The organism is Pseudarthrobacter sp. NPDC055928 (assembly GCF_042270935.1).
GTDB lineage: Bacteria > Actinomycetota > Actinomycetes > Actinomycetales > Micrococcaceae > Arthrobacter.
In genome coordinates, this window is sequence record NZ_JBHJZH010000008.1 from 194,721 (window position 1) to 201,543 (window position 6,823).

Consider the following 6,823-nt stretch of genomic DNA (forward strand, 5'->3'; position numbering starts at 1 on the left):
ATATGGCAGCCACGACGTTCCCGGGAGCCACCGCCCTGTCCGAGGTCAGCATCTACGACTGGCCCGCAGCGGACGGTGCGGCCGGCGGCACCCCGCACCTGCATACGGCGTCCGCGGAAGCGTACATGGTGCAGCAGGGGTGGGGCCGGCTGGAGACGTTGGACTCCCGCGGGTTCACCTCCACGCCGCTGGAGCCGGGGGTGGTGCTGTGGTTCACGCCCGGCACCATCCACCGTGCCATCAACGATTCGGGCGACCTGCGCGTCCTGGTAGTGATGCAGAATGCGGGCCTGCCGGAGAACGGCGACGCCGTCATGACGTTCCCGCCCGCGCACCTGGCGGACGTGGATGCATACCGGCGGGCAGCGGCACTGGTACCCAGTGATGCCGACGGCGGTGACCCGGACGCAGAAGCGGCCGCGCGCCGTCGTCGTGACTTGGCGCTGGAGGGGTACTTTGCCCTTAAGGAGGCGGTGCTGGAATCCGGTCCCGGGGCGTTGGCCGGGTTCCATGCGGCGGCGGCCCGGCTGGTTAGTTTTCGGACCTCCGCGTGGCAGGACATGCTGGCCCAGGGGGCGGAACGGCAAGCGGCGGCGACGCGGGAACAGTTGGAGTCTCTGGAAATCGCCGAAAGTTTCTATCTGCAGGATGCGCGGACTACCATGGGGAAACGGAAACCCCGCAGGATTTACGGCATGTGCGGCCGGATCCAGGCGTGGGGACTTTCCGAAAACTCATAGGGCCGGGCGAGTGCTCCGGCGGGAAGGTGGGTTACATGGTGACCAAGCAGGACACCGGGCGCGCGACAATCAGTGAGATTGCCCGGGAGGCCGGGGTCTCGGTTCCCACCGTTTCCAAAGTGCTGAATGGCCACGCCCACGTTGCGGCCGAAACACGGGCCCGGGTGGAGGAGATCATCGCGCGGCGCGACTACGCCCGCCGCCCGGCCAAGCGGAGGCAGAAGGCCGGCCTAATCGACCTGGTGTTCCCTGGTCTGGGGTCGGAGTGGGCGCTGGAGATCATCGAGGGCGTGGAGCGCGTGGCGCAGGAGGCCGGTTACGGCACAGTGGTGAGCAGCCTGAACATGGACGGTTCGCGGATCCGGCCGTGGCTGGCGAACGTGGCCGAGCGAAAGTCGGACGGGCTGCTGATGGCCGTGTACCAGCTGGATGCCAAACAGATCCAGCGGATCAAGTCGCTGGGGATCCCAGTGGTGCTGATCGATCCGGTGGGCCAGCCCGGGCCGGACCTGATGACCGTGGGTGCGGCTAACTGGGACGGCGCGCACTCGGCCACCGAGCACCTCCTGCAGTTGGGGCACCGGCGGATCGGGATGATCGGCGGCCGCGAGGACCTGCAGTGCAGCAGCGCCCGCGAGGACGGCTATGTCTCGGCGCTGCGGCGGGCGGGGATCGCGGTTGATCCGGCGCTGATGGTCCCTGGCGACTTCTCCATCGAGGCCGGCGAGTCCGGGACCCGGAAGCTGCTGTCTTTGGACGACCGCCCCACCGCGATCTTCACCGGCAACGACGACCAAGCCATGGGCGCTTACCGCGCGGCCCGGACCGCGGGACTTCGGATTCCCGAGGACCTGTCCATCATCGGCTTTGACGACATCCCGGCGGCCGAGTGGATCGAGCCGGGCCTGACCACCATCCGCCAGCCCGTGGTCCAGATGGCCGAGACCGCCATGCGCGCGTTGCTCCGGCACCTGGACGGGGACGAGGAACTGCCGCAGCGGATCGAGCTGGGAACAGAGTTGGTGGTTCGAGGCTCGACGGCGCCCCCGCGGAAGTAGGGCGCCCCGCCCCCGACCGGGACGCAGTGGGTGAACTCAGGCCGAGGCGCGGCGTCCGGGAAACGCGGTCCGCACCTGCTGCCGGAACGTCTGAGGGCTGCGGCGGTTCACGGCGATGACCGCGAACAGGCCGGTCAGCAGCACGATCGCACCTGCCGCGGCCACTGACCAGCGGGCCCCGAATTCGGTGCCGATCCAGCCCAACAGTGGCGCCCCCACGGCAGTCCCGCCCTGCAGGATGGCGAGGTACAGGGCAAGCACGCGCCCGCGAAACTGGGGCTCTACCGTGAGTTGGATGGTGGTGTTGCAGCTGTTCAGGAAGGTAATGCAGGCCAGGCCCAGCGGTATCAGCACGGCGGCGTAGAGCCAGATCGACGGCGACGCGCTGGCCAGCAGCGAAAAGACGCCTACTCCGAGGGCCCCGCCCAGGAGGAAACGCAGCCGCGGGCCTGACCTGCGGGCGGCGAGCAGGGCGCCGGCGAGTGTCCCGACGGCCATGACGGAACCGAGAAGCCCGAATTCCCCGGGGCCCGCCCGGAATTCCACGGTGGCCATCAGGGCGTTGGTGATGGCGAAGTTCATGCCGAAGGCCCCAATAACACTGACCATGACGAGGATGAGCACCAGGTCCGGCCGCTGCCGGACGTACCGCAGGCCGTCCATTACCGGATGCTTGCTGCGCGCTGCGGGGGTGGCCAGGGTCAATTCAGAGGTCCGGATCCGCGACAGCGAAACGATGACGCCGGCGAAGCTCACGGCGTTGAGCAGGAAGACCGGTCCCGTTCCCACCCAGGCGATGAGCACGCCAGCGATGGCCGGACCGGTGAGCCGGGCGGTGTTGAAGGATGCGGAGTTCAGGGACACGGCATTGGTGAGGTGTTCACGCCCCACGAGTTCGGACACAAACGCCTGGCGGGCGGGTGCATCAATGGCGCTGGCGAGGCCGAGACAGAGCGCGGCCAGGTAGGCATGCCACAGCTGCGCGTTGCCCGTCACCACCAGGAGTCCGATGGCAAGCCCGCACAGGCCCATGGCCACCTGGGTCCACAGCAGGATCCTGCGCTTGCGGTACCGGTCCGCGAGGACGCCGCCGTAGGGGCCTAGAAGCAGGCTGGGCAGGAACTGCAGCGCGGTGGTGATGCCGACGGCGGTGCCGGAGTGGTCGGTGAGGACTGTCAGCACCAGCCAGTCCTGCGCGATCCGCTGCATCCAGGTGCCGACGTTGGAGACCAGCGCCCCGCCCGCCCAGATCCGGTAGTTACGGTTCTCCAGTGCCCGGAACATGGCGCTCATTTGGCGCTCATTTCCTGCATGATGTGTGCGGCCCGGCTCAGGACTCGGCGGTCCTCTTCGCTGAGCCCGGCGACACGCTGGGCCAGCCATGCGGTCCGTTGGCTGCGGGCCTCGGCAAGGACGGTTTCGCCCGCCGGAGTGATGGCTATCTGGATCTGGCGGCCGTCCTCCGGATGCGGGGACCGTGACACGAACCCCTGTTCCGTGAGCGCATTGACGATCCGGGTCATCGACGGCGCCTGTACGTGTTCGCTTTCGGCGAGTTCGCGCAGGGTCTTGGATCCGGTGCGGAGGTGGGCGAGCACCGTGTACTGGCCCGGGGTGATGACATCGCCGGTTGCCTCGATGCGGAGCCGCCGGGACGTCCGCATGACGGCCGTGCGAAGGTCGATTGCCAGCATGTCCGGTTCAATGTTGTCCGCGGACTCGTGGTCCGTCGCTGTGGTGGTGGTCATGGGTCCTCGCAGATAGTTAGCACTGCTAATTAGCTCTGCTAACCATTATGCTCCCGAGGGGTTGTCGGAGACAAGTAATGTCCGGCAACTCACAGTGTCTCGGCCATCATGTGCCGCCTCCCGCTGAGGTCCCCAGCGGCAAGGTGTCCGGTCCACGTGGCGAAGCGCCTCTACTGCCCGCCTTTGATCTTCCGCCAGCCGCCAGCGCGGTTGTTCGCGATGATCGCCCGGAACATCTCCACCAGCGCGTCCTCGTTCATCGGCTCGCCCTCGTGATACGAAATCATGCGGCCGGTCTTGTTGCCGTGGCCGGCGGTGATGATGTTGTGCGGGTCAGGGGTGATGCCGCCGTCGTACAGGAAGACGTTGACGTGATCTTTCGCCGCGAGCAGGGCAATGACGTTGCCCTGCAGGACGAAGTACGGCTGGACGGTCCGTTTGATGGTTTCCTGGACCTCGGGGTCGGCGGCATGGACCAGGTCGCGGACCTTGCGGCAAATGTCCTGCTGCCATGCAGGGAGGGCGTCGATGTACTGGTCAACGCGGGGGTCTTTAACGTAATCCATAGCTTCAATTCACCTTTCGCCTGCCAGTTTCTGTGATTGAGCCTGTTTCGAAACTCTAGGCGCTCCTAGGCGCCAACAGAATGGGCAGGAATAGAATGGGCGCATGGGCACCGTTGACGATTCCCTGGCCGATTTGCCCGAGCTTGAGCGCCTCTCCCTGCAACGCGTGATCGCCGTTGCGCGGACCCTGGTGCCGGAGGCCGAGGACGGAATGAGCTACGGGATGCCTGCCTTGAAGCTGGATGGGAAGCCCCTCCTCGGCGTCGTCGCAGCGGCCAAGCACCTCTCCGTCTTTCCCTTTTCGCCCGCGGTGGTTGACGCCGTCGCGGACCGGCTGAAGGGATACTCGCTGTCCAAGGGCACCATCCGCTTCACCACGGACCACCCGCTTCCCGACGACGTGCTCGAGGACATCGTCCGCCTCCGCCGGGCGGAAATCCAAAAGTAGATCCGGGGTCCGGTCACACGGTCGCGTAGGTTGCAATCACGACGCCGGTGGTGGTCGTCACGCTGTTGGTGAGCCGGAGCCCTGACTCCGGTCCGTCCGGGAACAGTCGGCGGCCCGTCCCCAGAATCAGCGGATGGATGAGCAGCACATATTCGTCGATGAGGAGCCTGCCCCGCAGCGACTGGATCAGTTCCCCGCTGCCCAGGATGGCGATGTCTGGCCCGGGCTGCTCCTTGAGCCTGGCCAGTGCATCCGCCGCATCACCCTGAAGCAGGATGGAGTTCTGCCAGGGCAGCGGCTCGGTCAGCGTGGTCGAGGCAACGTACTTTTGGATGTTGTCCAGGAGGTCGGTGAAGGGGTTGTCCGTCTGGCGGGGCCAGTAGCTGGCGAAGTCCTCGTACGTGCGCCGCCCCAGCACAAGCGCGCCGGTTTTCGCCATGCCCTCGCCCATGACGCGTCCCATGACTTCGTCGTTGTAGGGCAGGGCCCAGCCACCGCGCTCGAACCCTCCCCGGGTATCCTCATCGAAGCGTCCGGGCGCCTGCATGACGCCGTCCAGGGACACGTTGTTGGTGACGCTCACTTTTCTCATGGTCGATTCCTTAGAGCAGCCGCCCCCAGCGCTGATGGGTGAGGCCTCCATTATCCCGCTCTATGCGGCGCCACTCCTCCGTGCAAGCATGGGGTTCAGCCCAGAGAAGCGTACCGAGAGGGACCCGATGAAATCGAACGAACTCCTGCTGGACGCCTTCGGCCGGATCCGGGAAACTGTGGAAGCCACGCTGGAAGGGCTCGACGACGCGTCCTTGGTTCAGCGGCCGGCCGGCACCGGGAACTCCATCGCCTGGCTGATTTGGCACCTCAGCCGGGTGGAGGACGCACAGGTGGCGGAAGCCGCCGACGTCGAACAGGTGTGGACCGCGCAGGGCTTTGTGGCCCGCTTCGACCTGCCGCTTCGCGCCCGTGACACTGGCTACGGCCATTCCTCCGAGCAGGTGGACGCCGTCAGGGCAAGCCCGGAGCTGCTGCTGGAGTACTACGACGCCGTACACCGGCAGACCGCGGACTTCCTGCAGACCATCGACGACGAGGCCTTGGACCGCGTCGTCGATACCCGCTGGGACCCGCCCGTGACCTTGGGAGTGCGGCTTGTCAGCACTATCGCTGACTGTCTCCAGCATGTGGGGCAGGCTGCGTACGCCAAGGGTTTGAAGCCCACGCAAGTGCAGTAGGGATCACCTATTTCCGTGGCCGCAATTCGGCTCCATAATGGCCACATGAGCTTCGGGGACCCTCGCGCCGATGATGGCTGGCGTGGCGTTGCAGGGTCCCAGGTGGCCACCCCGGCTTTCGGCGGAACGGGCGGCCACGCGGCACCGGACAAGGATGTTCCGGGGCCGAACCGGGGGAGAGCGGCGCCACCAACGCGAGTTATGCATAAAGGAAATCACCATCATGCTCAAGGATCGAACCATCATGGCTGTCCTTCCGGCGAAGGACATCAACAGGGCGAAGGATTTCTACCGCGACAAGCTGGGCCTGGAACCGTCCGGCTCCATGGAGGACGACAGCCTGACGTACAGCGGCGGTAATGGAACCAGCTTCCTGATCTATCAGACAGAGAATGCCGGAACGGCCAAGAACACCCAGATGGGCTGGGAAACGGACAACCTCGAGGCCGAGATGGAGGAACTGCGGGGCCGCGGCGTCGTCTTTGAAGACTACGATTTCCCCGGCCTGAAGACGGAGAACGGTGTTGCCACCAACGACTGGGGCAAGTCCGCTTGGTTCCTGGACAGCGAGGGCAACATCCTCAACATCTCCCAGCGCGCGTAGCATCGATTAGTACGACGTCGGCGCTGGTGGCCCGCAGCCCGCTCACCCCGGGCGGGCTGCCAGGCGTCGACGTGTCACTCTAGCGGTTGGCCGCGGTCAGCGCGCTGAGGTTCTGGCGGCACTCGGTGTTGCGCCTACCTCACCAGCCGGTATTTGCCCATCATCCAGCAATTGTTAAGTGCCGAATTTCTTCTGCGACAGGCACCATCAAGATCGGCTCAAGACTCAATCAACGTTGCCCGAGGATCGCCGAAGATTCGGTTTTGCCGGGTGTCTGAGAAATAGGCTCCTCACCAGCAGCAATATTGGCTTAAGCAAAGGGCCCGGCTATCCTGAACTGCTCCCCGAAAGTTGGACTGAGAAATCAGTTCTGACTTTCGGGGAGCAGTTCTATGCATGGAAGAAGTACGTTGTCCGAGGAGCAGCG

10 protein-coding genes are annotated in these 6,823 nt (G+C 65.6%); 6 read left to right on the forward strand and 4 right to left on the reverse strand.

Annotated features, from left to right (window positions below; translation table 11 throughout):
* Nucleotides 1-2 precede the first annotated feature (2 nt).
* Both ACFC25_RS12400 and ACFC25_RS12405 read left to right on the forward strand, forming a co-directional pair.
* Entirely contained in the window at nt 3-740 is a 738-nt protein-coding gene (locus ACFC25_RS12400; protein ID WP_376045505.1) for a cupin domain-containing protein, read from the forward strand.
* 35 nt (nt 741-775) lie between these two features.
* The gene (locus ACFC25_RS12405) at nt 776-1,798 is read left to right on the forward strand and encodes a LacI family DNA-binding transcriptional regulator (RefSeq protein ID WP_337346479.1); all 1,023 of its coding nucleotides are present in this window, start codon (nt 776-778) and stop codon (nt 1,796-1,798) included.
* A 36-nt stretch (nt 1,799-1,834) separates the two neighbouring features.
* Here ACFC25_RS12405 and ACFC25_RS12410 read toward each other — a convergent pair whose 3' ends face one another.
* From ACFC25_RS12410 to ACFC25_RS12420, 3 genes are all read right to left on the reverse strand, one after another.
* Nucleotides 1,835-3,091: an MFS transporter gene (locus ACFC25_RS12410; RefSeq protein WP_376045509.1), complete on the reverse strand. Its 1,257-nt coding sequence runs from the start codon at nt 3,089-3,091 to the stop codon at nt 1,835-1,837.
* On the reverse strand, nt 3,088-3,546 hold the full coding sequence (locus ACFC25_RS12415; protein ID WP_376045512.1) for a MarR family winged helix-turn-helix transcriptional regulator: 459 nt from the start codon (nt 3,544-3,546) through the stop codon (nt 3,088-3,090). Before ACFC25_RS12415 ends, ACFC25_RS12410 begins: the two co-directional genes overlap by 4 nt.
* 170 nt (nt 3,547-3,716) lie before the next feature.
* The gene (locus tag ACFC25_RS12420; RefSeq protein ID WP_337350264.1) at nt 3,717-4,112 is read right to left on the reverse strand and encodes a DUF1801 domain-containing protein; all 396 of its coding nucleotides are present in this window, start codon (nt 4,110-4,112) and stop codon (nt 3,717-3,719) included.
* A 103-nt stretch (nt 4,113-4,215) separates the two neighbouring features.
* Between ACFC25_RS12420 and ACFC25_RS12425 the strand changes: the two genes are divergently transcribed.
* Nucleotides 4,216-4,560, forward strand: coding sequence for an iron chaperone (locus ACFC25_RS12425; protein WP_376045515.1), 345 nt, complete (start codon nt 4,216-4,218; stop codon nt 4,558-4,560).
* 13 nt (nt 4,561-4,573) lie between these two features.
* Here the strand turns inward: ACFC25_RS12425 and ACFC25_RS12430 are convergent, their stop codons facing one another.
* A complete protein-coding gene (locus ACFC25_RS12430) occupies nt 4,574-5,152 on the reverse strand; it encodes a dihydrofolate reductase family protein (RefSeq protein WP_376045517.1) in 579 nt (192 codons plus the stop codon).
* Nucleotides 5,153-5,279: 127 nt separating this feature from the next.
* On the opposite strand from ACFC25_RS12430, the gene ACFC25_RS12435 reads away from it, so the two are divergent.
* The 3 genes from ACFC25_RS12435 to ACFC25_RS12445 all read left to right on the forward strand — a co-directional run.
* Nucleotides 5,280-5,792, forward strand: coding sequence for a DUF664 domain-containing protein (locus ACFC25_RS12435; RefSeq protein WP_376045539.1), 513 nt, complete (start codon nt 5,280-5,282; stop codon nt 5,790-5,792).
* 223 nt (nt 5,793-6,015) lie between these two features.
* Nucleotides 6,016-6,396: a VOC family protein gene (locus ACFC25_RS12440; protein ID WP_337350261.1), complete on the forward strand. Its 381-nt coding sequence runs from the start codon at nt 6,016-6,018 to the stop codon at nt 6,394-6,396.
* A gap of 178 nt (nt 6,397-6,574) precedes the next feature.
* On the forward strand, nt 6,575-6,823 hold a 249-nt coding region (locus ACFC25_RS12445; RefSeq protein ID WP_376045520.1), incomplete at its 3' end, for a hypothetical protein.